Below are 22,747 nucleotides of genomic sequence, written 5' to 3' on the forward strand. Positions count from 1 at the left end.
TCCGGATGGGCTACGGTGCGGCGCATGCCTAGTGTGCTCGTGGTCGAGGACGACCAGTTCGTACGTTCCGCCCTCATCCGGCACCTGACCGAGGCCTCGCACACCGTACGGAGCGTCGGGACCGCGCTCGAAGCACTGCGCGAAGTCGCGCACTTCCGTTTCGACGTCGTCGTCCTCGATCTCGGGCTGCCCGACCTCGACGGCTCCGAGGCCCTGAAGATGCTGCGCTCCATCACCGACGTACCCGTGATCATCGCGACCGCGCGGGACAACGAGGCCGAGATCGTCAGGCTGCTCAACGACGGTGCCGACGACTACCTGACCAAACCGTTCTCGGTGGAGCACCTCTCCGCCCGCATGGCGGCCGTCCTGCGCCGCACCCGTGGCCCCGGCGCCCAGGCGCCGCCCCCGCGTGTCCTCCAGGTCGGCGGGCTCTCCATCGACCCGCTGCGCCGCCAGGCCGAACTGGACGGCGCGGCGCTGGACCTGACCCGCCGTGAATTCGACCTGCTGGCCTTCCTCGCCGGCCGCCCCGGCGTCGTCGTCCCGCGCCGCGAGCTGCTGGCCGAGGTCTGGAAGCAGTCCTACGGGGACGACCAGACCATCGACGTCCACCTCTCCTGGCTGCGCCGCAAACTGGGCGAGACGGCCGCCCGGCCGCGCTATCTGCACACCCTGCGCGGAGTCGGCGTCAAGCTCGAACCACCGGTCGCGGGGCCGTCCGTATGAGATGGGCCCTGGTCAAGGTCTGCCTGGCGGTCACCGCCATGGTCGTGATCGCGTTCGCCGTCCCGCTCGGGCTCGTCATCAAGGAGATGGCCCGGGACCGTGCCTTCTCCGACGCCGAGCGGCAGGCCGCCACCATCGGCCCCACCCTCACCATCACCACCGACCGTGAGGAGCTGACCCGGGCGGTCCTGTCCACCGAGCCCGGCGGCCGGGGGCGCCTGGCGGTCCATGTCCCCGCAGCCGAAGAGGGGGGCGACCGTCTGGAGATCGGCACCCGGCGCGCCACCCGCGAGGACCTGGAGACCGTCGGCACGTCGGGCCGCGCCTCCATCGCCGAGGTGCCCGGCGGCTCCGCGCTGCTCCAGCCCACCGCGCTCGGCTCCGGAGGCATCGCGGTCGTCGAGGTGTTCGTGCCCGAGGACGAGGTCTCCAACGGGGTGAGCACGGCCTGGCTGGTGCTCGCCGGGGTCGGGATCGCGCTGATCGTCGGCTCGGTGGCCGTGGCCGACCGGCTCGGCGTACGGATGGTGGAGCCCGCCCAGCGGCTGGCGGGCGCCGCCCAGGACCTGGGGGAGGGCCGGCTGGGCACCCGGGTCCCCGAGGAGGGCCCCACCGAGCTCCGCTCCGCAGCGGTCGCCTTCAACTCCATGGCCGACCAGGTGGTCCAGCTCCTGGCCAACGAACGCGAACTGGCCGCCGACCTCTCGCACCGGCTCCGCACCCCGCTGACCGTGCTCCGCCTCAACGCCGCCTCGCTGGGCGAGGGCCCGGCAGCCGAGCAGACCAGGGCGGCCGTCGAACAGCTGGAGCACGAGGTCGACACGATCATCCGTACGGCCCGGGAGCAGCGCCCGCAGACCCAGGGCGGGCAGACGGGGGCGGGAGCCGGGTGCGACGCGTCGGAGGTCATCCGGGAACGCATGGGGTTCTGGTCGGCGCTGGCCGAGGACGAGGGGCGCACGGTGCGTCTGGCGGGTGTGGACCGCACCGTACGGATCCCGGTGGCCCGGCCCGAGCTGGCCGCCGCTCTGGACGCGCTGCTCGGCAACGTCTTCCGGCACACCCCGGAAGGCACAGCCTTCGCCGTCGACGTGCACCACACCGGCCACGCGGTGATCGTGCTGGTCTCGGACGCCGGGCCCGGGATACCCGATCCGGAATCCGCCCTGGCCAGGGGCGCCAGCGGCCGGAACGGAGCGCGGGGCGAGGTGGGTTCGACCGGCCTCGGCCTCGACATCGTCCGCAGGGTCGCCGAATCCACCGGCGGTGACCTGCGGATCGGGCGGTCGGTGCTCGGCGGCACGGAGGTGCGCATCTGGATAGGGCTCGACGGCGGCCCGGCCGAGCGCGCGCGCCGGGGCCACCGGGTGGGGCGGCGTACCGGAAGGTGGGGGCCACGGGGGGCACGAGGCCGGAACGCGGAGTTCCGTGGTGCTCAGGGGTCCGGCCCGAACCCCCGGGACAGCCGGTCTTAACCGGCACCGATGTCTCCCTTAAGCAAACCCTAAGAACATCAACTCGGGTCCCATGAGTACCTTTTGCCTGGTTGGCGGGGGCTAGCGTGCAGACGCAACCACCCCCCGGCAGGACAGAGGCACGCGATGGGCACCACTACGCACCGCCGCACGGCGAGCACCCGCACGAAGGCCGTCGGCGCCCTCGTCGCCGCGGCCGTCGTGGGCGGCACGGTCTTCGCGCTCACAGGCACCGCGCAGGCGGCGGCCGTGGGCGCCACGTACACGAGGGCCAGCGGCTGGACCGGTGGCTACACGGGGCAGTACGTCGTCTCGAACGACACCGGGACGGTCCAGTCGGGCTGGACGCTCGAATTCGACCTGCCCGCCGGCACGGAGATCGACTCGCTCTGGAACGGCGAGCACACCGTCAGCGGCAACCACGTCACCGTGAAGCCCGAGAGCTGGAACAAGGACATCGCTCCGGGCGCGTCCGTGACGGTCGGCTTCGTCACCAAGTCCGCCTCCGTGACGACCGCCGCCGATCCGGAAGACTGCCGCATCAACGGCGCCGCCTGCTCCGCGGACGGCGGCGCGACCCCGGAACCGAGCGGACGCCCGACCGGAACCCCGACGCCCACGTCCACCCCGGCGCCCACTTCGGCGCCGACGGAGGACGCCACGCCCACGGAGGACGCCACGCCCACGGAGACCGCGACGGCCGAGCCGTCCGGGACGCCGGGCGGCACGGCTGGTGGAGCAGGATTCGCCCCGTACGTAGACACGTCGCTCCAGCCCGCCTACGACCTTCTGGACACCGCGTCCAGGACCGGCGTCAAGGAGTTCAACCTGGCGTTCATCACGTCGGGCGGCAGCTGCGCGCCGCTGTGGGGCGGCGTCACGGGCCTCGCCGACGACAAGGTGGCCGCCCAGATCGGCGCGCTGCGGGCCGAGGGCGGGGACGTCCGGGTCTCCTTCGGAGGGGCGGCCGGCGCCGAACTGGCACTGCACTGCTCCTCGGCGGAGGAGCTCGCCGCGGCGTACGCCGAGGTCATCGACACGTACGAGCTGACCAAGGTCGACTTCGACATCGAAGGCGGCGCGCTGCCCGACACCGCCGCCAACTCCCGCCGCTCGGCAGCCATCGCCCAGCTCCAGAAGTCGCACCCCGGTCTCGACGTGTCCTTCACGCTGCCCGTGATGCCCGAAGGGCTGACCCAGCCGGGCGTGGACCTGATCGCGGACGCGAAGAAGAACGGCGTCTCGATCGACGCGGTCAACATCATGGCGATGGACTACGGGGCGTCCTACAGCGAGGACATGGGCGACTACGCCACCCAGGCGGCTACCGCCGCACAGGCCCAGATCAAGGGCGTGCTCGGGCTCACGGACGCGGAGGCCTGGAAGGCCGTCGCGGTCACCCCGATGATCGGTGTGAACGACGTCGCCACCGAGATCTTCACCGTCGAGGACGCCACGCAGCTGGTGGAGTTCGCCCAGGAGAAGGGCATCGGCCGGCTGGCGATGTGGTCGGGCACGCGGGACGCGCAGTGCGAGGGCGGCGCGAAGCCGACCGCCGACGCCACCTGCAGCTCGATCCTCCAGGAGCCCCTGGCCTTCACCAAGGCGTTCGGCGCCTTCGGATAGTCGCGCCACCCTTCGACCACCACCTCGACGCGCGCGTCCCGGCCGCCCCCCACGCCCCCCACACCCGGCCGGGGCGCGCGTCCCCTTCGTGCCCCTCCACGCCCGGTCCCCGGTGCGCGGAGGGGTCCTGCTTTTCCCGGCCCCCCGGGAGGAACCGGAACCTCCCCGCGCCGCGGTGGAGTTCGGGGAAAGAACACGGAAACGCCCCATGACCCCCCTGTGCACCCCCGGAACCCCCCGCCCCGTTCATCTTCCGGCGGGCCTCTCGCGGCGGCGGGGGCCGGCGGGGCCCTTTCCGGCATGGCGCGGAAATCTGCGCGACGGACCGCCCATTCCTGCGGCCGGTAAGGCGTAAGGGCGCCCAACACCCCACTGACCTGCGGAAATTGGGATCCCCGTGCGCTTCGCATGCAGGGCGCGGAGGTAAACGCAAGCCCTCGGTCGGACACGTTCCCGTGACTTGCAGGACACGCTCGGGCAACGGAAGCGTCTTCAACTCTTGACACCCACTCCGTGAGGTAGCAATCTTCCGGCATCAGCGCATGGGAGCGCTCCCATCTCGAACGATGTTTTTCGCTCGTACGGGGACGGCACCGCCCATGTCCTCTCCGTACCACCGGCACCCGCACCCACCAGCGCGTATGCCGCAGATCGAACGCAAGTCCCACCCTGGAACAAGGAGTAGTGGAATGCGCATCACCCGCACCGTCGCAGGTCGAAGCCGCAGAACAGCCGTCCTGGCTACCACGGGCCTCACGGCCGCCGCCCTGCTGCTGACCGGCTGCGGCGATTCCGGCTCGGATTCCGATGAGGCCGACGCGGACGGGAACATCACCCTGACCCTCGCCGACTTCGGACAGTTCGGGTACAAGGAGGCGAAGCTCTTCGAGAAGTACCACGAGCTCCACCCGAACATCACGGTCAAGGCGAACACCGCCGCCGAAGAGCCGGTCTACTACACCAAGTTCCTCCAGCAGCTCAACACGGGCAGCGGCCTGGCCGACGTGCAGGGCATCGAGGTCGGCCGCGCGAAGGAACTCGTCGACACCAAGGCGGACGCCTTCGCCGACCTGTCCAAGGTCATCGACACCAGCCAGTGGGTGAACTGGAAGGCGCTGCAGGCGACCACCGACGACGGCAAGGTCATCGGTGCCGGTACCGACATCGGTCCGATGTCCATCTGCTACCGCCGTGACCTCTTCGAGCAGGCCGGGCTGCCCACCGACCGCGAGGAAGTCGCCGCGAAGCTCGCCGGCGGCTGGGAGGACTACCTCAAGCTCGGTGAGGAGTACAAGAAGAAGGCCCCCGAGGGAACCTTCTTCATGGACTCCGCCAGCGCCATGTACAACGGTGTGGTCAGCTCCGGTTCGGAGCAGTACTACGCGAAGAACGGCGACCCGATCTACAAGGAGAGCGCCGGCGTCAAGGCGGGCTGGAAGCTCGCCTCCGAGGCGGTCGACAAGCAGCTGACCCAGGGCCTGGCCCAGTTCCAGGACCCGTGGAAGGCCGCCCTGCGCCAGGGCACCATGGCCACCGTGGCCTGCCCCGCGTGGATGGCCGCGCAGATAGCCACGTACTCCGGCGACAAGTACAAGGGCAAGTGGGACATCGCCCGCACCCCGGGGGAGACCGCGGCCAACTGGGGCGGCTCCTTCCTCTCCGTGCCCGCGAAGGGCAAGCACGTCAAGGAGGCCGGCGAGCTCGTCAAGTGGCTGACCGCGCCCGAGCAGCAGGCCGCCGTGTTCAAGGCTGCGGGCCTCTTCCCGTCGAACAAGGGTGCCTACGAGCTCCCCGACGTGAAGACCGCCAAGCTCGAGTACTTCAACAACGCCCCCATCGGTGAGATCTACGCCGAAGAGGCGCAGATCATCCCGGCCGCGGTGCTCGGCCCGAAGGACGGCGTGATCAAGGACACCTTCTCCAAGCAGATCAACAACATGGAGCAGCGGGGCACCAAGCCGGATGCCGCCTGGGACGCCGCCATCGACGACATCGACAAGGTGGTCGGCTGATCCTCGCCGGTGCGGGCGGCCGGGACGTCTTCCACGCGTCCCGGCCGGCCCGCACCGGTGCCGGTTCTCCACCGGCGCCGCGCACCTTCTCCGACACCTCCGCCGGACCTGACCAGAGGCCCGGCCTGCCCCTGCGGTGTCGGCACACCCCAGGGAAGGACTCCCACCTGTGGCAACCACGACCCCCACGCGGGCACAAGGCTCCCGGCCCAGCCGCCGCGCCCCGAAGCCCATGACTCCCGGCCGCCAGGCATGGCGCAGCCGGCTGTGGCGATTCGACGACAAGGCGTCGCCGTACGCCTACATCGCGCCCTTCTTCCTCGTCTTCGGAGCCTTTGGGCTCTACCCCCTCGTCTACACCGGCTGGATCGCCCTGCACAAGGTGGAGATGACCGGCCTCGACCAGATGGAATGGGTCGGCTGGGAGAACTTCAGCACCATCCTGCAGGACTCCGAGTTCTGGACCGCGGTCACCAACACGTTCGTCATCGGCGTCATCTCGACCGTCCCGCAGCTGATGGTCGCGCTGGGCCTCGCCCACCTGCTGAACTACAAACTGCGGGCCAGTACCTTCTGGCGCACGGTGATCCTTACCCCGTACGCCACCTCGGTGGCCTCGGCGGCCCTCGTCTTCGCCCTGGTGTTCCGGGCCGACGGCGGTCTGCTCAACTGGGTGCTCGGGTTCTTCGGTTTCGGCGAGACGAACTGGGTCAACGGCCACTGGACGTCCAACATCGCCATCGCCGTCATCGTGATCTGGCGCTGGACGGGTTACAACACCCTGATCTACCTCGCCGCGATGCAGGCCGTGCCGTCCGATCTGTACGAGGCCGCCTCGCTCGACGGCGCCTCGCGCTGGCAGCAGTTCCGCAACGTGACGATCCCCGCGCTGCGGCCGACGATCCTCTTCACGATCGTCATCTCGACCATCGGCTCGATGCAGCTCTTCGGTGAACCCCTCCTGCTGGAGGGCGGCACCAACGGCGCTCAGGGCGGCACCGAGCACCAGTACGAGACGCTCAGCATCTACCTCTTCAACTACGGCTGGAACCTCGGGCACCTCGGTACGGCCGCCGCAGTCGCCTGGGCCATGCTCGTCCTGCTGCTGCTCATTGCCGCGATCAACTGGCTCATCGGGCGCCTCGGGCGCAAGACCGCGGCCTGACGGGAGCGATACCCATGACCACCACAAGCCCCATCACCGCCTCGGATCACCGGCGCGTCTCCAAGGCCGCCGTCCGCGACGAACCCCCGCGCCGCCGCCGCTTCAAGCCCGGCGCCGGCCGTCAGCACCACGCGGGCCCCTTCGCCTACTTCGCCCTGGCCGTCGTCGGCATCGGCTCGCTGTTCCCGCTGTACTGGACGCTTGTGGCCGCGTCCCGTACCCAGGACGAGATCCTGGACACCACACCGCCGCTCGTCCCGGGCGGCAACCTGTTCCACAACCTCCAGGCGGCCTGGGAGCAGGCCCACCTCGGCAAGGCCATCCTCAACACGGTGATCGTGTCCGCCAGCATCACTCTGGCGACCCTCTTCTTCTGCACCCTGGCCGGTTACGCCTTCGCCAAGATGCGCTTCAAGGGCCGTGGAGCACTGATGACGGCGGTCATCGCCACGCTGACGATCCCCCCGCAGCTCAGCGTCGTACCGCTGTTCATGATGATGTCGGACATCGGCTGGGGCGGTCAGCTGGAGTCGGTGATCTTCCCGACCCTGGTGAGCGCGTTCGGCGTGTTCTTCATGCGCCAGTACCTCGTGGAGGCGCTGCCGTACGAGCTCATCGAGGCGGGCCGGGTGGACGGGGCGAACAACCTCCGCATCGTGTGGAGCATCGTGCTCCCGGTCGCCCGGCCGGCCATGATGGTGCTCGGCATGCTCACCTTCGTCCAGGCCTGGAATGACTTCTTCTGGCCCTACCTCGCTCTGAACGCGGAGAACCCGACGCTCCAGGTGGCCCTCGGCCAGCTGACCGCGTCCTACGTGCCCGACCAGAGCATCGTCATGGCCGGCGCGCTGATCAGCACCCTGCCCCTGCTCATCGTCTTCGTGATCTTCGGCAAGCAGATCGTCGGGGGCATCATGTCCGGCGCCGTCAAGGGCTGACCTGCCCGTTCGCCGCGGTCCGCACCCGGGCGCCCGTACGGCCTGTACCTGACGACAGGCCGTACGGTTACCGGGTCCCGCACTTCCCGTCCCCGTCCCTCCACCCCATGGGAGCGCTCCCGCATGACAGCCGTACGACCCGACACCACCCCGAAGCAGGCGCCCGAGGCACAGTTCCCCACGGGCTTCATCTGGGGCGCGGCGACCGCCTCCTACCAGGTCGAGGGCGCTGCCGCCGAGGACGGCCGCACGCCGTCCATCTGGGACACCTTCAGCCGCACGCCCGGCAAGGTCCGCAACGGCGACACCGGTGACATCGCCGCCGACCACTACCACCGCTACCGCGACGACGTCGCGCTCATGAAGCAGCTCGGGCTGAAGGCGTACCGCTTCTCCGTCTCCTGGTCCCGGGTCCAGCCCACCGGCCGCGGGCCCGCCGTCGAGCGCGGCCTGGACTTCTACCGCAAGCTCGTCGACGAGCTGCTGGACGCCGGCATCATGCCCGTCGCCACCCTCTACCACTGGGACCTGCCCCAGGAGCTGGAGGACGCCGGCGGCTGGCCCGAGCGCGTGACCGCCGACCGCTTCGCCGACTACGCCGCCATCGTCTCCGGCGCCCTCGGCGACCGCGTCGGCATGTGGACCACCCTCAACGAGCCCTGGTGCTCGGCCTATCTCGGCTACGGCTCCGGTGTGCACGCCCCCGGCCGTACCGAGCCCGCAGCGGCGCTGCAGGCGGCCCATCACCTCAACCTCGCCCATGGCCGGGCGATCGAGGTTCTGCGCGCCCAACTCCCCGCTTCTGCGCAGACCTCGGTCACCCTCAACCTTCACCAGGTCCGCCCGCTCACCGGCAGCGAGGCCGACGCGGACGCCGCGCGCCGCATCGACGCCGTCGGCAACCGCGTCTTCACCGGCCCGATGCTGCGCGGCGAGTACCCCGAGGACCTGATCACCGACACCTCGCACCTGGTGGACTGGTCGAAGCTGGTCAGGGACGGCGACCTCGCCACCATCTCCCGCCCGGTCGACGCCCTCGGCATCAACTACTACACGCCGACGCTGGTCTCCACCCCGGTGGCCGGCGCCGACTACGCGCGCAGCGACGCCCACGGCGCCAGCGACCATTCCCCCTGGCCCGGTTCCGAGCACGTCGCCTTCCACCTCGCCGAGGGGAAGGAGCGCACCGCCATGGACTGGTCGATCGACCCCGACGGGCTCTACAACCTGCTCATGGACGTCACCAGGGACCACCCGGGCCTCCCGCTGATGGTCACCGAGAACGGCGCTGCGTTCGACGACTACGTCTCTCCCGAGGGCAAGGTCGCGGACCCGGAGCGGGTCGCGTACCTGCACGGTCACCTCGACGCCGTGCAGCGGGCGGTCGCCGACGGCGCGGACGTCCGCGGCTACTTCCTCTGGTCGCTGATGGACAACTTCGAGTGGGCGTACGGCTATTCGAAGCGCTTCGGCGCGGTGTACGTCGACTACGCCTCCCAGCGCCGGATCCCCAAGGCGAGCGCCCACTGGTACTCCGACGTGATCCGCCGCCACGCACTGCCCCCGGTCGGCACCGTCTGACCCCGACCGGCACGGAAGCGCGGGACCCGGCACACCGCCGGGTCCCGCTTTTCCGTGCCCGCCCCGCCCGCCTTACGTGTTCGTCATCCGGACCCCGTACGCTTGGGAGCGCTCCCAAGAGTTGTGGCGCTGCATGGACCGCTGGGTCCTGACAAGTGTCGAGGGATCGTACGGCGGGACTTGGTTTGGCCAACCCGCTGTGAGAAATTGACGGCGAACGGGAGGCAGCCATGGCGGCAGCGCGAGTACGGAGTGGCGGGCGGCCCACGCTCGAAGAGGTAGCGGCCCGGGCCGGAGTGGGGCGGGGCACGGCCTCACGCGTCATCAACGGCTCGCCGCGGGTCAGCGCGCAGACCCGGGAGGCCGTCGAGGCGGCGGTCGCCGAACTGGGTTACGTACCCAACCGCGCGGCCCGCGCCCTCGCGGGCAACCGCACGGACGCCATCGCGCTCGTCGTGCCCGAGTCCGAGACCCGGTTCTTCGCCGAGCCCTACTTCTCCGACATCGTGCGGGGCGTCGGCGCCGCCCTCGCCGACACGGAGATGCAGCTGCTGCTGACCCTCGCGGGCAACGACCGCGAGCGCCGCCGGCTGGCCCAGTACCTGACCGCGCACCGGGTCGACGGGGTGCTCCTGGTCTCCGTCCACGCCGACGACCCGCTGCCGGACCTCCTCGAACAGCTCGGCATGCCCGCCGTGATCAGCGGCCGCAGGCACGCGGCGGAGACGCTGCCCTCCGTGGACTCCGACAACTTCGAGGGTGCCCGCGCGGCCGTCGACCACTTCATATCGCGAGGCCGCCGCTCCATCGCCACGATCACCGGCCGCCTGGACGTCTACGGCGCCCAGCGCCGCCTCGACGGCTACCGCAAGGCCATCGCCGCGGCCGGTCTCGACCCCGACGAACGGCTGATCGCCCCCGCCGACTTCAGCGAGGAGGGCGGCGCCCGCGCGATGCGGGAGCTGCTGGAGCGCCGCCCCGACGTGGACGCGGTCTTCGCCGCCTCCGACGTGATGGCCGCGGGCGCCCGCCAGGTCCTGCGCGAGTCCGGCCGCCGCATCCCGGACGACGTGGCTCTGATCGGCTTCGACGATTCCGCGGTGGCCCGCCACATGGACCCGCCGCTGACGAGCGTGCGCCAGCCGATCGAGGAGATGGGCCGCACGATGACCCGCGTCCTGCTCCAGGAGATCGCGAACCGCTCGTCTGGCGACGTCGCGGATGAGCGGCCGAGGATCGTGCTGCCCACGGAGCTGGTGGTGCGCGAGTCGTCCTGAGGCGACCGGGTGAATCGCTCACCTGCGGGAACGGCGGGCTTTCACGACTTCTCCACAAAAGAAGTGCTCGGCCGTTAGGATTCCCCCGAGTACGGCGAACGTGTGACGCACCACACAACGTCACACCATCCTGTCTGCCGCGCGTGCGCCCTGGACCGGCAGTGCTTCTGGGGGACCGCATGCAGAAGATGGTCAAGGGTGCCAACGTCGGTCTGGCCGCACCGGGCGAGGATGTCGCCTCCGTGGTGATGAGCCTCGGTTGGAGCAGCGCGGCCGGGGAGGGCGACGCCGACGTCTCCGTGCTTCTGCTCGACGGCGACGGCAAGGTGCGCAGCGACGGCCTCTGTTCCCTCGACAACCCGGTCGTCGGCAACGGCAGCGTGCGGCTGCTCGGCAGGACCCCCACGGCTGACGGCAGCGAGGACCGGATCGGTTTCGACCTGGACGCCGTACCGGCGGAAGTCGAGCAGATCGTCGTGGCGGCGAGCCGCTACGACGGATCCCGGTTCGGTGACCTGGGCGACCTCCATCTGACCCTCGCCGACAGCTCCGGCGGCGCCTTGGTCAGGTTCTCCGTCGAGGACGCCGGTGAGGTGAGCGCCTTCATCTTCGGCACGCTCTACCGGCGCGGCGGCGGGTGGAAGTTCCGGGCCGTCGGCGAGGGGTACGAATCAGGCTTGGCCGGGCTGGCGGCGGACTTCGGTGTCGCCATCGATGATGTTTCCTGGGATGGGACGCCGGGGCGTACCCCAGAGAAGGACACCGGGGTGGGCCCCGGCCCGCAGGTGGCGCCCCCGGCGGTGACGGTGCCCTCGCCCCGGGCGCCGGAGGCCGGGACCACGGCCGAAGGCGTCGACGCCGAAGGTGACGACGAGGCCGCCGACCGGAAGGCTGTCGAGCATGAGCGGGCCGAGCTACGGGAGTTCATCAAGGGGCTGAGCCCGGACGACATCAAGTCGGGCGGCTGGTTCACCAAGCTCAGCGCTCAGGCCCTGAGTTCCTATACCGCCAAGGTCGACTGGCAGTACTTCCAGGAGCGGTACGAGGGCGTACCCGCGGATGCGGTCGTCGATCAGCGGATCAAGATGGCGGCACGGTACGCCGCGCTCGAAGGCGGGCTCTCCGCCGGCGCCTACACGGCGACCGTCGCCGCCACCCTCGGGAGCCTAGGTGGCGCGTCGGCGGCGACCGTCCCAGCCGCCGTCGCGACGATGATGGTCGATGTTGCGTACGTGACCCGGCTCCAGCTGCGCCTGGCCTACGACGTCGCAGTCCTCTACCGGGTCCCGCTCGACCTGTCCGACCCCGACGACATGTGGAAGCTCATTCGCGTGGCCTTCACGATCAAGAGCGGGGAAGTGGTCCGGGAAGGCGTGATCAAGGCGGTTCCGGCCCTCATGCGGCCGGTGATCAAGCGCTTCTACTCCAAGGGGGTACTGACCGCCGCGAGGGGGCTCCCCGTCGTCGGGAAGTACCTCCTGCAGCGCAACGTCATCAAGATCGGTATCCCCGTGGTCGGCGTTCCGCTCGCGGTGGTGCTGAACCGCTATACGACGCTGGTCGCGGGGCGGCACGCGCAAGCCGTCTTCCGGAACGAGGCGCGTGTGATCGAAATCGCCGAGGGCCTGACCGAACGGAGCCGTCACCCGCAGTTGATGCTGTGGGTCGCGTGGCTCATCATCATGGCGGACGAAAAGGTGGCGGACGATGAGGCGCTGCTGATCCGGCACCTGGTGAGGCTGGTCCGGGACCGGCATCAGGTGGTCGACAGAGAGCTCGCCCACCTTGTCGACATCGACCCCGCCGAGGTGTGGCGACGCGTGGACGCCGAGCCAGGGGATCTGAGCGACATCCTTGATGCGGCCGACCGGGTGGCCACTGTGGACGGTGCCGTCAACGCGCGCGAGAGTGCCGTCATCTCGGAGCTCCGAGTTCGCTGCCGTCGAGTCTGACGTCGTCACCCGCTGTCGCCCGCGACGGCCTGCGGGCAGTCTCGCGGCGTGAGGCCCGCTCCGATGTACTGAGGGTCTGCATCGAGGCCATCCGTACACACGATGGGCAAAGTTTTCACAAGTCCTCCATCGAGCATCCGTCGGCAGATAAGGTTCCGGAGTCCGGCGAACGTGTGACGCACCACACAACGTCACGCAAGAATCTGCCGCGCGTGCGCTCTGGCCCGGCAGCGCATCTGGGGGGCCCGCATGCAGAAGATGGTCAAAGGCGCGAACGTCGGACTGGCCGCGCTCAGCGAAGATGTCGGCTCCGTGATGATGAGCCTGGGCTGGAGCAGCCCGACGGGTGAGGGTGACGCGGATGTTTCCGTCCTGCTGCTCGACGGCAACGGCAAGGTGCGCAGCGACGCCGACTTCTGTTTCTACAACAACCCGATCGCGGGCAACGGCAGTGTCCAGCTGCTCGGGAAGACTCCGACGGCTGACGGCAACGAGGATCGCATCACTTTCGATCTCGACGCGGTACCGCCGGAGGTCGAGCAGATCGTGGTGGCGGCGAGCCGTTACGGCGGATCCCGTTTCGGGGACCTGAACGACCTCTACCTGACGCTCGCGGACAGCTCCGGCGACAGTCTGGTCCAGTTCTCAATCGAAGACGCGGGCGCCGTGAGCGCCTTCATCTTCGGAGAGCTCTACCGGCGCACCGGGGAATGGAAGTTCCGCGCTGTCGGGCAGGGCTACGAATCCGGCCTGGGCGGGCTGGCGACGGATTACGGCGTCGACATCGACGACGACGCCGGGGAGGAGGAGCAAGACGGTGCCGCCGAGGATGAGCCTGGACAGCAGGGCCAGCAGGACACTCAGCAGACGGTCGTCCCTGCGCCGCGTGCCCCGGAATCGACCACTCCCGTACCGCACGGCGAGGCGACAACGACCGAGCCGAAGAGGAGTGTCAGGCCACGTACAGCCAGGAAGAAGGTCACGCTCCCGAAGACTGCGAAGAAGTCGCTCGCCGAAAACGATTCCTGGCATACGGCCCGGCTGTTTCCCCTCTCCGTACTCAAGAACGACCGCGAGCGTGAGACACGCGCCACCTCGGTGCTGTTGTCGGTGATGGCCCAGGTGCCGGAGCTCGGCCGCCGTCTGACAGCCGGGTTCGGCGCGCCTGCCGGGCGGATGGAGACGTTCACCGAGGTCTCGCTGCCTCACGGCGATTCACCTCGCCGTCCTGACGGAGTGATCCGTGTCGAGCGGGCGGGCAAATTGTGGACCGCCTTGGTCGAGACGAAGACGAACGGCAACGCCCTCAAGCCGGACCAGGTGCAGGCATACATGGATATCGCCGCTCGGCGTGGCTACGAGGCCGTCATCACCCTGTCCAACGATGTGGCGCTCGAAGGCAGCCCTCTCGTAGATGTCAAGATCGACGGCCGGCGTAAGCACAAGGTCGCGCTCTGGCACCTCTCCTGGGCCGACGTCGCGCACCAGGCGCAGATGCTGATCCGCCACGAGGGAGTGGGCAACGCGGCGCACGCGTGGCTGCTGCAGGAGTTGCTGCACTATCTCCAGCACGAGCACTCGGGCTGTCACGGCTTCCAGAACATGGGTTCCGCCTGGGTGCCCGTCCGTAAGGGCATCGATGACGAGACGCTCTGCCAGGGCGACCCTCGGGCCACCGAAGTCATCGAAAGCTGGGAAAGGCTGGTCCGGCAGGTATGTCTGCGGCTCGGCGGCGAGCTCGGACAGAAGGTACTTCCTGTACAGCGCACCAAGCGAGGAGCTGACCCCCGCGCCCGTCGGGCGGATCTCGCCGACAAGCTGTGTTCTCAGGGACGGCTGGACGCCGAGCTCCGCATCGAGGGGACTCCGGGGGTCCTGGCCATCGCCGCGGACCTGCGCACGGGAAAGCTGCGTACGTCGATCGAGGTGGCGGCGTCCGAGCAGGGATACCCGCTCAGCCGTGCGAAGCGGCTGATACGGCAACTGGACTCCGCCCCCGCGGACCTGCACATCGAGACGCTCGTCGAAGCCGATGGTGTGGGTCCACGAGGAACGCTGGAACGACTGCGTCCCGAGCCTGCGGACCTCCTGCCGAAGGACGGCGGGGAGATCGTGGGATTCCGTCTCTCCCTGTTCAAGGGGATGGGCAACGGACGCGGCAGTGCGGAGTCCGGGTTCATCCGCAGCGTCGACGAGGCGGTGGACCGCTTTCACACGCTGGTGATCGCGCAGCTGGAAGTGGGGCGAGCACGTCGTACCGGGGGCGGGGCGGAGGCCACCCGCTGAGTGCTGTGCGACAGGACGGGTCCACCGCGTCGGGGGAGTACGCGGCGGGTCCGTCCTGTCGGGACGGCCATCGGCAGACGAGTCCTACGGAGCGAGGGTTCGCTGCCGCGGAACGCACGTGCGAGCAGGTGGAGTTGCCCTCGGTCGGCCACCTGGCTTCGAGCCAGGCATGCGCTGCTCCGGGACAGCGGCGGTGTGCGCTTTCCGAGGGTCGGCAGCGGGCTGTAAGCCTCTGGGGGTCCACGTCACGGAAGGGGGCCGACAGTGATCTGTCGGCCCCCTTGGGGTGTAGGTGCGGCGTGTGCCGCGGTGCGGTCAGATCCGGCCGCCGGTGAGGCGGGTGATCGGTCCGGCATGGGTCTTGGCCGTCTGGCGTCCGAGGGCGAACGCGCCGCCCAGGAGGCCGCCGATGCCCGCGGCGGCTCCCACCGCTATGGCCTTGCGGTGCTTGACGACCGTCCACGCGGTGGTGGCCGTCGAGGTCACCTTCCCCGCTGTGTCCAGGACGGTCTGCCGGCTCGTGTCCCAGCCGGCGACCGCCGCGCGCTTCGTCGCCAGGCCGGCCGACCGTACACCGGTCTCCGTCGACTCGGCGGCGTCCTGCGCCGATGACTTGGCCTTCGAGGCTGCGACCGCCGAGCCGGACTTGGCGTGGTTGCCGGCTGCCGCAGTGGTCTGTCGCCCCTTGGCGGCGGCCGTCCTGGCACCCGTACCGGCCTTCGCCGCAGAACCGTTTACCTTCTTGGATTCTTCGCTCTCTGCAGTCATGGTGTTCGTGTTACCCCTCGCCGTGGCTCGAAACGGTTCGGTGAAAATTCAGTCGGAATCCCGTGGAAGCAGCGAACCCAGCGGCCCCAGATCGAGGTTGAGGTCCTCCATGGTGAGGTCGTAGCGCTCGCAGAGCTCCGACATCCGGTCCTGGAGGATCATCAGCGTCATGCCGATGCGTTCCTCCTGGTCCTCACGGAGATCGCCCACGTCGACCCGGTGCAGAGCGGTGCGCTCCATGAGCTGGCGCAGTAGTTCGACGATCGTCAGCACCAGTTTGATGAGGTCGCGTTCCACCGTCTCCGGGTCGGTCTCCAGACGCTGGGCCAGTCCGCTGCGCGTGCTCGCCTCGTCGGGCCCCGCGGGCACCAGATCGAAAGCACGGGCCGCCGCCTGTGCGACCTCCTGGAGGGACTGCGTACGCGGCTGCGTTTCCCCGGTCTCCTCGACCATGGACTGCTCCTCGTTCATTCGCCGTACGGTCCTCACCACGGCGCCGGTTCGTCCGACGTGATGGACCGGATCACGGCTCTCAGATTGATGTGCACCAGGTCGACGTCGGCGATGGAGAGGACCAGATCGCCCGTGAGCACCGCTCCTCCGTTCAGCAAGCGGTCCAGCAGGTCGATCAGCGCCACCTGGCGCCCGGCCAGGGACTCGATGGACTCGTCGGGCGGCCCGGAATGCCCGGTGCGGGGTTCGGCGAACCCCGCACCGGGCATGGCGGCGCTCAGTTCGTCATTCATCGCGGGTCACCGCTGTCCGCCGCGGGCGGCGTCGCGAAGGAGTACGGGGCCCAGGGTCCGGTGATCTCCACGCGCACGCCCGGTACGTCGTCGGCGAGCCCTTCGAGGGCCGCTCGGAACGCGTCGGCGTCGGCGCCCTGGACCAGGTAGGCGTCGTTGACGATGTTCTCGCCCGCGGCCTGAGCGAGGTCCCCCTGCTGCGGACGGTGCGTGACGTGCGCCCGGGCGATGCCGGCCACCCGGGCGGGCACCTCGGCGGCCACCGAGCCCGCCGCCCGATAGGTCGCGCGGTGGTTCTGCTGCTGCGCACGCCGCCGCTGAAGGTAGGCCCGCCCCGGTGAGCCCGGCGCCTCCGCCTCCGCTCCGCCGCCCACCGCGACCGCCTCGCGCGGGTCGGCGTAGATCTTGACGCCCAGCTCGACATGGCCTTCGAGACGGGCGAGCAGAGCGGAGAACTCGGCCTCGCGGGCGCCGAGCATGTCCTGGACACGCCCGTCGTCGAGGTACACCGTCACCAGCCGCATCGGCAGTACGGCCGCGTGCTCGTAGGCCGCCTCGACGACCGCGTGGTGGGTGCGGGCCAGCACCTCCAGCCGGCCGAGGTCCTCCATCTGCGCCTTCACACCCTCGGTCCCGTACGACGCGGAGGGGACCGACGAGACCAGGGCGACGAGGTCCCCGGCGCGGACCGTACGCAGAGGAGACCCCTCCAGACCCGGCCGCCCCGCGAGAGCCGCCTCGAGAGGGGCTCCGGCGCGGCTGACGGCGTAGACGTAGGACATCTCCGGGCCCGTCGTCGGGTCCACTTCCGCAGTCACTTCGATTCCTCACCTTCCGCGTTCTCCACGTCGGCACGCCCGGGAAGCGCGTCCTGGCCGGCCCCGGCCGCCGACGAGGCCGGCAGCCCCACGGCGGCCCTCAGCTCGGCTATCTCGGCCCGCAGCCGTGCGTTCTCCGCCTCCACCGCCGTCCCGTCCCGCGATGCGTCCACTGCCTGGGGCCTCTGCGGAGGGCGGGCCCGGGAGGAGAGCGAGGGATCGTGCTCCCACCAGTCGATGCCCATCTCCTTGGCCTTGTCCACGGAAGCGACCAGCAAGCGCAGCTTGATCGTCAGGAGTTCGATGTCGAGCAGGTTGATCTGGATGTCACCCGCGATGACGACGCCCTTGTCCAGGACGCGTTCGAGGATGTCGGCCAGATTCGCGGAGGACTGCTGCTGGCCGTACGGGGACGCTCCCGAAGAGGCCCCCATGCGGCCGGCCAGTGAGTCGGACACGTCGGATCAGTCCCATCCGTGAAGTAGGCGGAGCATGTCAGCTCCGTGCGGAGGCGGTACGGCGCCGGGTGCGCGGAGCCGGCTCCTCTTCTTCCTCGTCCTCGAGAGGCTCCTCCTCCTCTTCCTCGGCGTCCGCGTCCTCGTGCTCGGCCTCGTCCTCGTCCTCGTAGGAGTCGTCCGCACGGGGCTCGTCGGCGGGAGCCTCCTCGTCCTCGTCGGCGAGGTCCTCGTCGTCCTCGTAGGCCTCGTCCTCCGGGGGGAGTTCGCCGTCCTCGTCGTCCGCGAGCTCGTCCTCCTCGCCGTTCTCGGACTCGGGCTCCTCCGCCTCGGAGCCGTTCTCCTCCTCGGCGCGGGCCTCTTCCTCCTCGACGGCCTCGTCGTGCTCCGTGACGACCTCGCCGTCGCGGATCTCACCGCGCCAGCCGTCGGTCGCCTCGCCGCGCATCATGATGAACTTGCGGTAGAGCTTCAGATCGAGGCGGGCCCTGCGGCCCTGAGCGCGCCAGATGTTGCCGGTCTTCTCGAACAGCCCCTTGGGGAAGTACTCGAGAACGAGCAGGACCCGCGTCAGGTTGTCGGTGATGGCGTGGAACGTCACCACCCCCTTGACGGTTCCCTTCGCACCCTCGGTGGTCCAGGTGATCCGCTCGTCCGGAACCTGCTCGGTGACGTTCGCCTTCCAGCTGCGCGTGGACTTGGCGACCTTCACCTTCCAGTTGCTGCTCGTGTCGTCGGACTTCTCGACGCTCACGACACCCTTGGCGAAGGTGCTGAACTCCTGGAACTGCGTCCACTGGTCGTAGGCCTCACGCACCGGCACACCGACGTCGATGTCCTCGGAGATCGTGACGCTCTTCGACTTGCCTCCGCCGCCCTTGCGCCCCTTGCCGAACAGCCCCTTGACCTTGTCCTTGATGGCGTCCTTCACATGGGAAGCGCCGGCGCTGACGGCGGCCTGTGCGGGGGACTTGCGCTCGCTGAGCGCCTTGCCGCCCTTGGCGAGGGTCTTCGCCGCGCCCCCGGGGGCGTCGCCGTCCGCGAGTCTGCTGACCCCCTCGCCCAGCTTGTGGCCGAGACTGGTGACCGCGTGCTGCGCCCGGGCGGTGACGTAGTTCTGCAGTTCTTCCTTGAGGCGGTCGGTGGCGGGATTCTTCGCCACGTCGTCCTTGAGCTTGCTGAAAGCCGAGTCAGCCATTGCTGCCACCCCGCTTCGCGCGGGCCCCGGAGGCGGCCTTGCGGGCGGCCGGAACGGCCTTCTTCCGCGCGCCGCCCGATGCGGTCCGCCGGGCGCCGCCCGCGGACTTGGCCGCAGGCTTGGCCGCCTTCTTGGCCGCTGTCCCGCGGCGCGGGGCCGGCTTCTCCTCCGTGCCCTCGCTGTCCTTGGTCTCGTCGTCCTGCTCGTCACGCGCGTCGAGGTCGTCGTCCTCGGACTCCTCGTCGGCCTCGTCCTCCTCGTCCCGCGCCTTGGCGCCGGACGGGTCCTCGAGTTCGAGCGTGCGCTTGTGCAGGGAGTCGGCGAGGCCCGTGGCCCGCTGTGTGAGGGCATTGGTGGCGGCCGTCTTCGTGGCGCCCACCAGCTCCTTGCGAACCTGGTCGTTCAGGCCGCCCACGAGCGGCGAGTCGGCCAGCATCCTGCCGAGCTGCCTCGGGTCGAGGCTCAGCTTCTTGCCTGCCAGGAACATACCGAAGCCGATCGCCAGCTTGGCCTTCTTGGTACGTCCCAGCAGATAGCCGCCCACCAGGGCCGCACCTATCTTTGCATTGCCGGTCATCTGTCGAACACCTCAATCTCCCATCATCAGGAGTTGCCGTCCGGACGATTCCGGTAGGCCTCGCACTCGGCGAGCCAGTCCAGCAGTTCGTCCTCGCGTCGGTCGAATTCTTCCTCGTCGATCTCGCCGCTCAGCAGTTCTCGTTCCAGCTCGGCCAATTGCGTGCGTACGGCTGCCGGGTCGTAGTGCTCGCGTTCCGCGGCTTGCACCACTTGATCGAGAACCCATGCCGTGCCGCGTACCGGAGCCAGCGGAAGGGTGAGCAGTTGCGTAATGAGGCCCATGAACAGGTGCCTCCCCTCTGCGAGGGGTGTACGTCAGACGAAGCTGTAGGGCGGAAGAGGGCCGTTCAGGGCGAACGTGTAATCGTCACCCCTGCGCTCGGCCTCCTCGTGGACCGCCTGCGAGAAGGCGGCCGCCTCGTCGCGCTTCACGAGGAAGGACACGTTCAGGAAGTGGGTCTTCGTGGGTTCTCCTTCGGAGACCCGTTCCGCGGCGGTCGCCAGCGCGCTCGCCAGTTCCCGTCCCATCGCTTCCTGCCTGGCCTGGACCTCGTGCGACACGAGTTCGCCGAGAGCCATCTTCTGGTCCTGCGCCCCCGGGTTCTGCCGGGTGTGTTCGCTGAGCCGCCGGGCCTCGGGCGATTCCGTGAGAATCTCCCGCAGCAGGCTCTCCTCGTCGCGCGAGACCTTCACGTTGTACTCGAGGCGGCCGTCCAGCTCGGAAAGGCGGTCCGTGTAGCTGTCCTTGCCCTGCTCGAGCGCGGCGCGTACCTGTTCGTCGTCCGGCCCTACGAGACCGAAGCGCATCGGCAGCGCGGCGCCGTCGGCCATCAGCCTCTCCAGCACGCTCTGGTGGGCCACGAGATCACGACGCTTGGCCCGCAGGTCGGCCGGTGTGTCGCTGACCACCGCCCCGAGCGACCCGGTCTTGACGGTGCGCAGCTCCGACGCCGGTTCCCCGACGCCGGACAGGCCGTCCAGCCGCAGCGGGTGGTCGGCCGCGGTGATGGCGTAGATGTAGGTGGGCATGCGTTACTCCTCCCCTCGCTGGGACGTCCGGCGGCTGCTCGACGTGGTCTTGCGCGCCGGCCGCTTCTCCTTCTCCTTCTCGTCGGAGTCGTCACGGCCACTCTGGAAGGAGTCCGTGAAGGCTTCGACCGCGCCGGTCAGTGCCCCTTTCGACTTGCCCTTGGCACCGCTCTCCATCGTGTCCCCGACTATGTCGGTGAGCTGAGCGGGAGCCTTTCGGCCCGACTCCAGGTCCAGCCGGTTGCACGCCTCGGCGAAGCGCAGATACGTATCCACGCTGGCGACGACGACACGTACGTCGATCTTGAGGATCTCGATACCGACGAGCGAGACACGAATGAAGGCATCGATGACGAGCCCCCTGTCGAGAATGAGCTCAAGAACGTCGTAGAGATTTCCGGAACCGCCCCCGCTGCCGCTGGAGGCGTTGCTCTGCTGTACGAGACTCATGGTCGATCTTCCTTCCAATGAGTTGTGTTGCGCGCTACGGCTGCTCGTCGGGTGGTCGGCTCAGCGGTCGACCTGTCCTCGCGAGTACCGTCGAATTCGTTCGTAGCCCATGAGCTGACCCTGGCCGTCGAGCCTGACGCGATAAGAGGCCATCACACTCATGGTGTCCGGGATCTTCTCGATCTCGACGACCTCCACATCCGCCGCCCAACCGTCGTCCGTCGCATTCAGCGAGGACACCGAATCGGGCTGGCGCTGGAGGAGTTCGGCAAGCTGTTCGGCCGCTTTCCGCATCGCTGTGGAAACGCCGATCCGGCCGTTGCCACCACTGCTGCCTTGATCGCTCTTGGAGTTCTCGGTCGTGGCCATGTGTTCACCTGCCGCGCGTCATTGTGGCTTCCTGTCGGCTTCGTTCGGTCAGCCATTCGTTCGGGATGCAGTGCGCGTGCCCATGAGACCCGAACGTATGCATGAACCCTCATCACGCCTTCCACACAGCTGCGGATTTTTGGCACGCAACGGTCCCAGGGCGGTGCCGTCCGGGCGCCGTGACCCTCGCGCGGGCGCGAGAAGGCCCTGCCGCGTCGGGGGACAGCGCGGCAGGGCCCGTGAAGCCGGATGCCCGGTCCGGGGCTCGCCATGCGGTGCGGAGCCGGGTGTGGCGGGTGTCACCCGGCCGGGCCGGCGCCTGAGGGAGCGGGAAGGCCGCCCAGCCGTCGGCGCCGCGCGTCAGGTCGCACCTGGCGGAGGGCCGCGTACGGAGCCGCGGAAGAGATGGGCGCCACATGTTCGGCGTCGGGGAAAAGACTCAGCCCCTGACCTGTTTTCCCAGGTCAGGGGCTGATCGTTCAGGGTGAGTAACGGGACTTGAACCCGCGACATCCTGGACCACAACCAGGTGCTCTGCCAGCTGAGCTATACCCACCATGTCGCCCGGTCGCTTTCCTGACCGGCCGAGAAAAAGTGTACAGGGTCCGAGCGGGTGCTCGCGCCCCGGTTCTCCGGGGCGGGTGCACGGGCCCCGGAGGGCCCGTGACCAGCGGGTGTGTCCCTACTGCCCGGCGGCCGGCGTGTGCCGCGCCGCGATCTCCTTGGCGCGGGCCGAGTCCGGCCCGGGCTGCGGCACGAAGACCGCGTCCCGGTAGTAACGCAGCTCCGTGATGGAGTCGCGGATGTCGGCGAGCGCCCGGTGGTTGCCGTTCTTCTCCGGACTGTTGAAGTACGCCCTCGGGTACCAGCGGCGCGCCAGCTCCTTGACCGAGGACACATCGACGATCCGGTAGTGGAGGTAGCCCTCCAGCGACGGCATGTCACGCGCCAGGAAGCCCCGGTCGGTGCCGACCGAGTTCCCGCACAGCGGGGCCTTGCCCGGCTCCTTCACGTGCTCGCGGATGTAGGCCATGACCCGCTCCTCCGCGTCGGCCAGGGTCGTGCCCCCGGCCAGCTCGTCGAGGAGGCCCGAGGCGGTGTGCATCTGCCGCACCACCTCGGGCATGGTCTCCAGGGCCGCGTCCGGCGGGCGGATCACGATGTCCACCCCTTCGCCGAGCACGTTCAGTTCCGAGTCGGTGACCAGCGCGGCCACCTCGACGAGTGCGTCGTCCGTCAGCGAGAGCCCGGTCATCTCGCAGTCGATCCACACCATACGGTCGTTCATGGGCCC

Annotated in this window: 22 protein-coding genes and 1 tRNA gene; 10 read left to right on the plus strand and 13 right to left on the minus strand. The window is 69.4% G+C overall.

The window, feature by feature from the left end:
• Positions 1-24 precede the first annotated feature (24 nt).
• The 10 genes from ACIQM3_RS13285 (at position 25) to ACIQM3_RS13330 (ending at position 15,041) form a co-directional block, all read left to right on the plus strand.
• The gene (locus tag ACIQM3_RS13285; protein WP_401623152.1) at positions 25-729 is read left to right on the plus strand and encodes a response regulator transcription factor; all 705 of its coding nucleotides are present in this window, start codon (positions 25-27) and stop codon (positions 727-729) included.
• Complete coding sequence (locus ACIQM3_RS13290; RefSeq protein ID WP_401623155.1) at positions 726-2,204, plus strand: sensor histidine kinase; 1,479 nt, start codon at positions 726-728, stop codon at positions 2,202-2,204. The genes ACIQM3_RS13285 and ACIQM3_RS13290 overlap by 4 nt, the downstream gene beginning before the upstream one ends.
• Positions 2,205-2,330: 126 nt before the next feature.
• Entirely contained in the window at positions 2,331-3,830 is a 1,500-nt protein-coding gene (locus tag ACIQM3_RS13295) for a cellulose binding domain-containing protein (RefSeq protein ID WP_401623158.1), read from the plus strand.
• Positions 3,831-4,519: 689 nt separating this feature from the next.
• Positions 4,520-5,842: an ABC transporter substrate-binding protein gene (locus ACIQM3_RS13300; RefSeq protein ID WP_401623161.1), complete on the plus strand. Its 1,323-nt coding sequence runs from the start codon at positions 4,520-4,522 to the stop codon at positions 5,840-5,842.
• 169 nt (positions 5,843-6,011) lie between these two features.
• On the plus strand, positions 6,012-7,007 hold the full coding sequence (locus ACIQM3_RS13305; protein ID WP_401623164.1) for a carbohydrate ABC transporter permease: 996 nt from the start codon (positions 6,012-6,014) through the stop codon (positions 7,005-7,007).
• Between the two features lie 14 nt (positions 7,008-7,021).
• Complete coding sequence (locus ACIQM3_RS13310) at positions 7,022-7,945, plus strand: carbohydrate ABC transporter permease (RefSeq protein WP_401623167.1); 924 nt, start codon at positions 7,022-7,024, stop codon at positions 7,943-7,945.
• A 123-nt stretch (positions 7,946-8,068) separates the two neighbouring features.
• Positions 8,069-9,526, plus strand: a complete 1,458-nt coding sequence (locus ACIQM3_RS13315; RefSeq protein ID WP_401623170.1) for a GH1 family beta-glucosidase — start codon at positions 8,069-8,071, stop codon at positions 9,524-9,526.
• 230 nt (positions 9,527-9,756) lie between these two features.
• Positions 9,757-10,803, plus strand: coding sequence for a LacI family DNA-binding transcriptional regulator (locus ACIQM3_RS13320; protein WP_401623173.1), 1,047 nt, complete (start codon positions 9,757-9,759; stop codon positions 10,801-10,803).
• A gap of 179 nt (positions 10,804-10,982) precedes the next feature.
• Complete coding sequence (locus tag ACIQM3_RS13325; protein WP_401623176.1) at positions 10,983-12,755, plus strand: TerD family protein; 1,773 nt, start codon at positions 10,983-10,985, stop codon at positions 12,753-12,755.
• 249 nt (positions 12,756-13,004) lie between these two features.
• Positions 13,005-15,041 carry a TerD family protein gene (locus ACIQM3_RS13330; RefSeq protein ID WP_401623179.1) on the plus strand — a complete coding sequence of 679 codons (2,037 nt, stop codon included), beginning with the start codon at positions 13,005-13,007 and terminating at the stop codon, positions 15,039-15,041.
• 315 nt (positions 15,042-15,356) lie between these two features.
• Here ACIQM3_RS13330 and ACIQM3_RS13335 read toward each other — a convergent pair whose 3' ends face one another.
• The 13 genes from ACIQM3_RS13335 to orn all read right to left on the minus strand — a co-directional run bounded on the left by ACIQM3_RS13335 (position 15,357) and on the right by orn (position 22,741).
• On the minus strand, positions 15,357-15,809 hold the full coding sequence (locus ACIQM3_RS13335; protein ID WP_401623182.1) for a hypothetical protein: 453 nt from the start codon (positions 15,807-15,809) through the stop codon (positions 15,357-15,359).
• A 48-nt stretch (positions 15,810-15,857) separates the two neighbouring features.
• The gene (locus ACIQM3_RS13340; protein ID WP_401624343.1) at positions 15,858-16,262 is read right to left on the minus strand and encodes a gas vesicle protein K; all 405 of its coding nucleotides are present in this window, start codon (positions 16,260-16,262) and stop codon (positions 15,858-15,860) included.
• Between the two features lie 32 nt (positions 16,263-16,294).
• Complete coding sequence (locus ACIQM3_RS13345; protein ID WP_401623185.1) at positions 16,295-16,555, minus strand: gas vesicle protein; 261 nt, start codon at positions 16,553-16,555, stop codon at positions 16,295-16,297.
• Positions 16,552-17,373 carry a GvpL/GvpF family gas vesicle protein gene (locus tag ACIQM3_RS13350; RefSeq protein WP_401623188.1) on the minus strand — a complete coding sequence of 274 codons (822 nt, stop codon included), beginning with the start codon at positions 17,371-17,373 and terminating at the stop codon, positions 16,552-16,554. Before ACIQM3_RS13350 ends, ACIQM3_RS13345 begins: the two co-directional genes overlap by 4 nt.
• The gene (locus tag ACIQM3_RS13355; protein ID WP_401623191.1) at positions 17,370-17,831 is read right to left on the minus strand and encodes a gas vesicle protein; all 462 of its coding nucleotides are present in this window, start codon (positions 17,829-17,831) and stop codon (positions 17,370-17,372) included. Before ACIQM3_RS13355 ends, ACIQM3_RS13350 begins: the two co-directional genes overlap by 4 nt.
• Positions 17,832-17,868: 37 nt before the next feature.
• The gene (locus ACIQM3_RS13360; protein WP_401623194.1) at positions 17,869-19,026 is read right to left on the minus strand and encodes an SRPBCC family protein; all 1,158 of its coding nucleotides are present in this window, start codon (positions 19,024-19,026) and stop codon (positions 17,869-17,871) included.
• A complete protein-coding gene (locus ACIQM3_RS13365) occupies positions 19,019-19,603 on the minus strand; it encodes a hypothetical protein (protein ID WP_401623197.1) in 585 nt (194 codons plus the stop codon). Before ACIQM3_RS13365 ends, ACIQM3_RS13360 begins: the two co-directional genes overlap by 8 nt.
• A 26-nt stretch (positions 19,604-19,629) precedes the next feature.
• Entirely contained in the window at positions 19,630-19,887 is a 258-nt protein-coding gene (locus ACIQM3_RS13370) for a gas vesicle protein GvpG (protein ID WP_104786030.1), read from the minus strand.
• Positions 19,888-19,920: 33 nt separating this feature from the next.
• Entirely contained in the window at positions 19,921-20,634 is a 714-nt protein-coding gene (locus tag ACIQM3_RS13375) for a GvpL/GvpF family gas vesicle protein (protein ID WP_401623200.1), read from the minus strand.
• A 3-nt stretch (positions 20,635-20,637) separates the two neighbouring features.
• Positions 20,638-21,084 (minus strand): gas vesicle structural protein GvpA, encoded by a 447-nt coding sequence (locus tag ACIQM3_RS13380; protein ID WP_401623203.1) that lies wholly within the window; start codon positions 21,082-21,084, stop codon positions 20,638-20,640.
• Between the two features lie 60 nt (positions 21,085-21,144).
• Complete coding sequence (locus tag ACIQM3_RS13385) at positions 21,145-21,453, minus strand: gas vesicle protein (protein ID WP_401623206.1); 309 nt, start codon at positions 21,451-21,453, stop codon at positions 21,145-21,147.
• Between the two features lie 483 nt (positions 21,454-21,936).
• Positions 21,937-22,009 (minus strand) — tRNA-His (locus ACIQM3_RS13390).
• A gap of 126 nt (positions 22,010-22,135) precedes the next feature.
• Positions 22,136-22,741 carry an oligoribonuclease gene (orn, locus tag ACIQM3_RS13395; RefSeq protein ID WP_104786026.1) on the minus strand — a complete coding sequence of 202 codons (606 nt, stop codon included), beginning with the start codon at positions 22,739-22,741 and terminating at the stop codon, positions 22,136-22,138.
• Positions 22,742-22,747: the final 6 nt, after the last annotated feature.

It is taken from the genome of Streptomyces sp. NPDC091271, from assembly GCF_044757505.1.
Classification (GTDB): Bacteria; Actinomycetota; Actinomycetes; order Streptomycetales; family Streptomycetaceae; genus Streptomyces.

Bases quoted from the DNA above. Each gene is read 5' to 3' on its own strand.
- ACIQM3_RS13285 (WP_401623152.1), top strand. From the start codon at position 25: ATGCCTAGTGTGCTCGTGGTCGAGGACGACCAGTTCGTACGTTCCGCC.
- ACIQM3_RS13340 (WP_401624343.1), bottom strand. From the start codon at position 16,262: ATGGTCGAGGAGACCGGGGAAACGCAGCCGCGTACGCAGTCCCTCCAG.
- ACIQM3_RS13335 (WP_401623182.1), bottom strand. From the start codon at position 15,809: ATGACTGCAGAGAGCGAAGAATCCAAGAAGGTAAACGGTTCTGCGGCG.
- ACIQM3_RS13330 (WP_401623179.1), top strand. From the start codon at position 13,005: ATGCAGAAGATGGTCAAAGGCGCGAACGTCGGACTGGCCGCGCTCAGC.
- ACIQM3_RS13345 (WP_401623185.1), bottom strand. From the start codon at position 16,555: ATGAATGACGAACTGAGCGCCGCCATGCCCGGTGCGGGGTTCGCCGAA.
- ACIQM3_RS13385 (WP_401623206.1), bottom strand. From the start codon at position 21,453: ATGGCCACGACCGAGAACTCCAAGAGCGATCAAGGCAGCAGTGGTGGC.
- ACIQM3_RS13325 (WP_401623176.1), top strand. From the start codon at position 10,983: ATGCAGAAGATGGTCAAGGGTGCCAACGTCGGTCTGGCCGCACCGGGC.
- ACIQM3_RS13375 (WP_401623200.1), bottom strand. From the start codon at position 20,634: ATGCCCACCTACATCTACGCCATCACCGCGGCCGACCACCCGCTGCGG.
- ACIQM3_RS13290 (WP_401623155.1), top strand. From the start codon at position 726: ATGAGATGGGCCCTGGTCAAGGTCTGCCTGGCGGTCACCGCCATGGTC.
- ACIQM3_RS13295 (WP_401623158.1), top strand. From the start codon at position 2,331: ATGGGCACCACTACGCACCGCCGCACGGCGAGCACCCGCACGAAGGCC.
- orn (WP_104786026.1), bottom strand. From the start codon at position 22,741: ATGAACGACCGTATGGTGTGGATCGACTGCGAGATGACCGGGCTCTCG.
- ACIQM3_RS13360 (WP_401623194.1), bottom strand. From the start codon at position 19,026: ATGGCTGACTCGGCTTTCAGCAAGCTCAAGGACGACGTGGCGAAGAAT.
- ACIQM3_RS13380 (WP_401623203.1), bottom strand. From the start codon at position 21,084: ATGAGTCTCGTACAGCAGAGCAACGCCTCCAGCGGCAGCGGGGGCGGT.
- ACIQM3_RS13300 (WP_401623161.1), top strand. From the start codon at position 4,520: ATGCGCATCACCCGCACCGTCGCAGGTCGAAGCCGCAGAACAGCCGTC.
- ACIQM3_RS13320 (WP_401623173.1), top strand. From the start codon at position 9,757: ATGGCGGCAGCGCGAGTACGGAGTGGCGGGCGGCCCACGCTCGAAGAG.
- ACIQM3_RS13310 (WP_401623167.1), top strand. From the start codon at position 7,022: ATGACCACCACAAGCCCCATCACCGCCTCGGATCACCGGCGCGTCTCC.
- ACIQM3_RS13365 (WP_401623197.1), bottom strand. From the start codon at position 19,603: ATGACCGGCAATGCAAAGATAGGTGCGGCCCTGGTGGGCGGCTATCTG.
- ACIQM3_RS13315 (WP_401623170.1), top strand. From the start codon at position 8,069: ATGACAGCCGTACGACCCGACACCACCCCGAAGCAGGCGCCCGAGGCA.
- ACIQM3_RS13370 (WP_104786030.1), bottom strand. From the start codon at position 19,887: ATGGGCCTCATTACGCAACTGCTCACCCTTCCGCTGGCTCCGGTACGC.